Below are 4531 nucleotides of genomic sequence, written 5' to 3'. Positions count from 1 at the left end.
CCAAAATCTTCCAAAAACATCACTAAAGTATTGTGATGTTTTTGCAGATCGTAGGCGCGAACGACACCCTCTAATTGCAAAGAACGCACGATCGCATATTCTTGCTTGTATCGAGTCAGTTCTCCGGGAGTAGGGCAATCCGATCTGAGGACTTTGAGGATCGCTGGTCGATCTCCCAGACTACCGATCGATCGATAGACAATCGAATTGGCACTTTCATAAATTTGTACCAAATCTTGGCGATCGGGAAATGCGAGCATCGCTGAGCCTCTAAGTTCTTTAAGTCAAAATTCGTTTCAACCCTAACACATCTTCCCACGGCAAGCCTTGTTGATAGCGCGACCGATCGTGCCAGCGGAAGGGGGCGAAGATTTCTGGTTCGTGGAGTTCCCAAATTTTACAACGGGGAGCGGGATTTCCCGTAGCTTCGAGAATCGCGTTCACAGCACGGCGCGCGGCTTCGTTTGCACCTTCCATCGTGGCGAGATCGGTATTGGTGCGCACGTAGTCGGAGGCGAGAAAGAGATTGGGAATGCGGGTATATGCTTCCGGTCGCAGTTTCCAGGTATTGACTAGATTGACTAATAGTGGTTCTAGATTACTCTTGCTCGTGACATTTAGAGCCGATCGATAGATGAGTTCGCCATTTTCTTGGGGCATTTTGACCACCGAGCCAAGGTCTGAAAGCGATCTCAATAATGTTTTGGCAGTGCGTTCTTTATCGTTCAATTCTGGGGTCTTTTTGGCCAGCGTTTCCACCGGAATTGTGACTTGTTGTTTCTCTTTAGTATTGAGTTCGTCCAAGAAATGTCGCGCTGGATCGATAATATCCGAGTCGAGAAACCAACTATGTAGATGTTCGTCTTTGAGGATTTCGCGACCATTCACATTGAAGCTTTTCTTCATTTGCGCCCAAACTTCGGCTTTGATTTCTTCATTCGTGCAGTTTCTGGCTTTTTTTCCATACAAAATGCCGATACTTTCGTTGGGATCCTCACCGATATTATCCGTACCCCAATCAGAGATATCGACAGAAATAATCCCTTTAACGCGACCATCGCCATATTCACTCAGATCGACATCCGGCCAGAATTGTTTTTGAGAAATCGCCGTTAATGCCCAGGGCGTATCTACCATGAGAATGTGCCCGTATGTAAGTGACACATCCTCAGTGAGATAAAATTGAATCCCATTCATCCACGCCACACACTTGGCTAATGCCCGAATATTTGTGAAGGTAGTATCGTAGTGATGGAGGCTGCTGTCGATAATCAGGCGATCCATCACTTCTACCGGCACCGCCGAAATATAATAATCGGCGCGAACTTCGTAGGTGCGATCGGTCGTTAGATCTCGAATGGTAGCACTATTAATTCGGCCCTGTTCAGAATCATAATTAATTGCCGCCACTTGACTATTGGAATTGTAATCAACTCCAAAACTGCGTAAATGCGCCAGCCAAGGTTCGATCCAAACTTCATTGGTCGGGCCATTTAATAATCGATCGGTACTAATCGTCGGATTAATCAGATCGAGTACTAGTTGTAAGAAAATATCGCCGACAGTTTTAGTACTAGCGAGCTTGGCTTTGGAAGCCACCAACGACTCAGTGAGTCCTTTAGCCAATAAACTTTGATATTCCGCAGAGAAGCGATGTGCTTCAACAAAAGTCCACCAATCAATTTTTTCATACTCACCAATCCGGCGTTCGTGACAACTGGTAATTAGCTGCCAGATTTTTTGGGAAAAGAATTGTAATTCTCCGGCTTGGAGTCCCGCCTGTTGAGAAATTAATTGCAAGAATGCATCGACTAGCACTCGGAGATCGGTGCTACTTGTCGGCACTTTTGCTGGTATGGTTAGCCCCTCGCGATCGAATCGGGGAATGGCAATCCGGGTGGCATCGGTCAGATTGTCGAATACACCAAGCGGGTTATTCTTATAAGGGATACGCTTCATCGTATCGGTAATATGTTGATAGAACCCTGGGAAAAATCTAAATCCATGTTCTCCTGGCAGCGATTTCTTGCCATCAATCCCACTGTTTGGCACGGGAATACTGCGCGCTTTGCCACCAGGAATATCGCGGGTATCGTAGACAACTACATCAAAACCGCGTTCTGCCAATTCGTGCGCCGCACTCATGCCCGCAACACCACCACCTAAGATTGCAACTTTGTGTTTTTTTTGCATTGTAAACTCCAAGATTATTGTCAGATTATTTGGTTATCGATTTACCGATCGGCAATGTATGTGAGTGTCGTAATAATAGGTAGAAAACAATAAGCTTCCCTTCTATCGGTCACGAACTGTTGAAACCCTGCAACCGTGAAGTGTAGCTCTTCACTAGCGATCTAAATCTTGAATTCACTACTCTCTGGAGCATTTGCGATCGAGCTTTTGTAAAAATGGAAATAGATATTTCTTGTACTAACTTATCTGAGTGCTTAAATTAAAAACATCGGCTTTAAACGGCAACTTGGGAAGCAAAGTTGTTATTTTTCAAGAAAAATAGCCGATACAATTCACAGGCAGGAATTGCTTTGTCGTCTAATAGCCGCACCGATCCCATACTACTTAATTTGTAGGCAACGATCGGTTCTAGATCTACTGGCTCAGTGGCATTCATCACCGCATTCAGGGCGAGTAATAATTCTGGCTGTGCTTCGAGACTGACCCAATGACGTTGCAAGTGATGGTGATAAATGCCGCTAGCTGTAGGTGCAGTTTTTAAAAGTTGTGCCAGTGTCAGATCCTCGCGACTGAGGTGATAGAGTGCTAAGTTGACCAGTGCGGGATGACCCCCGACTAGATCCCTCAGTTGTCCGGCGGCCACGCCATCCTCCCAGTCGATGCCATAGCTGCGCGCTAATTGCTGCACCTCTGTTTGCGAGAAATTATGTAACTGAATCGGCAATCCGACATTGAATGGCGACTGGTTAATCTGCAAGGGGATGTAAATTTCGGTCGAATGCACTACTATCAGCCGGAGCTTTTGCCAAATCGGTAGTGTTTTGGCTTCCTCATACCAAAAGCGCAGCAGCGGAAAAAAATCCTTGGCGATCTGCGGATGCTCGAAAATCCGATTCGCTTCATCCAACGCCAATACCAGCGGAGTGTCGATTTGCGCTAATAAATAGTCTTGGAAATAAGCACTGCAACTAATCTTGCTGCCGATATCTTCGTCCCAATATTCAGCTAGCATCGGCTTGAGTTGCAGCTGGCGCGCGACATTCGCACAGAGCCAACGTAAAAATCGATCGAGATCGCTCAAAGTTGTGGCATCAACTTGGGCGATGTTCAGGCTGACTGTTTGGTATCCCAAGCCTTTGGCTGTGTCGAGCACCCGCATGAGGAGCGATGTCTTGCCCATTTCTTGGGGAGCTTTGATCCGCACCAAGGCTCCTGGTTTCCTAATTTCTCGATCGATCTGCGCTGTCACCGCAGTTCGCTCTAAATAATAAGGGGAGCCGATGGGGACTGCGCCGTTGGGATATTGAGGCGACGTATCTGAGTCAGGCTCGATCGAGCTGAGATCGACGTCGCGATTGGGAGGGCGATGTTCGGGATCTCGATCGAGATCCTGAGCCGAAAACTCTAACTCCAGCGTGGAAATCTCTCGCCAATTGAGTCCTAATTTACGACAGAGTTCTTCAAAAGTCGTGTAGTCCACAGGTTTACCAGTCAAGAAATTACTGACTGTCGCCAGCGCAAACCCGACATCTTCAGCGAGCGAACGTTGGCTGGGAAAACCGTTACGACTGAGTGCCAATTTGACCTTATGAATGCAATCCTGTTGAACTCTGAGGGATCTGGGCATAGAACCTGTAGCCAATGGTGTTTCAATCTTACACTATAATTCAGATTCACTGTAGGCATGAGATATACAAAAATTAGTAAATGACGAGGCGGCCACTCGTGCCTACATAAGTCAGTTACAAGTCAGTCATAAGTCAGTTACAAGTCAGGTTTTAACTCAGTTAGCGGTGGAGTTTAATCGATATATGGCATGAGCCAGCACGGTTAGAACTCGATTCGATCGGGCGAATCTAACCAGGGGTCTGGCGATCGTTAGTACTGTATCCCCGCGTAGAGGTATTTCTAAAATGCTCCAGGATCGTCGGTTGACAGCCCCAGTGTCGAGTTCGCCCCCACTCTTAGTAGATCGCTTGGCAACAGCTCCACTCGATCGGGAATATCCAGCACAGCCAGTGCGGGGTGGCACGATTTTAGCGATCGATAATAATCCGGACGATTGTGACTTACTCGCACGCCAATTAAAACAGCAAGGTTACGTGGTAGCGACTGCCACTAATGCCGCACAAGCCTTGCGACTGCTCAACGCGATTCCCTTCGATCTGATTGCGATCGATGTCCTGATGCCTGGAAGTGATGGGTTAGATTTACTCCAACAGCTCAAGCAAAATCGGAAATTAAAGTACATTCCCGCGATTGCCATCTCCACGCCAGAGACGATCGATGTTGCCCTCAGATGTATCGAACTCGGAGCCGAAGACTATCTACACAAGCC

4 protein-coding genes are annotated in these 4531 nt (G+C 47.1%); 1 reads left to right on the top strand and 3 read right to left on the bottom strand.

The annotated features are described in order from the left end of the window. The 3 genes from RMO84_RS09855 to RMO84_RS09845 form a co-directional block, all read right to left on the bottom strand. Nucleotides 1–260: hypothetical protein (locus tag RMO84_RS09855; RefSeq protein WP_310488291.1), on the bottom strand; the 260-nt coding region annotated here is incomplete at its 3' end. Between the two features lie 19 nt (nucleotides 261–279). Further along, nucleotides 280–2193, bottom strand: coding sequence for an FAD-dependent oxidoreductase (locus RMO84_RS09850; RefSeq protein WP_310488290.1), 1914 nt, complete (start codon nucleotides 2191–2193; stop codon nucleotides 280–282). Nucleotides 2194–2467: 274 nt separating this feature from the next. Further along, complete coding sequence (locus RMO84_RS09845) at nucleotides 2468–3820, bottom strand: AAA-like domain-containing protein (protein WP_310488289.1); 1353 nt, start codon at nucleotides 3818–3820, stop codon at nucleotides 2468–2470. 286 nt (nucleotides 3821–4106) lie between these two features. Here RMO84_RS09845 and RMO84_RS09840 point away from each other — a divergent pair. After that, nucleotides 4107–4531, top strand: a 425-nt coding sequence (locus RMO84_RS09840) for a response regulator (protein ID WP_310488288.1), incomplete at its 3' end; no start/stop codon positions are given.

This window comes from Chamaesiphon sp. VAR_69_metabat_338, assembly GCF_031423935.1.
In the GTDB taxonomy this organism is placed as follows: domain Bacteria; phylum Cyanobacteriota; class Cyanobacteriia; order Cyanobacteriales; family Chamaesiphonaceae; genus Chamaesiphon.
This window is presented reverse-complemented; position numbering and strand designations above follow the sequence as displayed.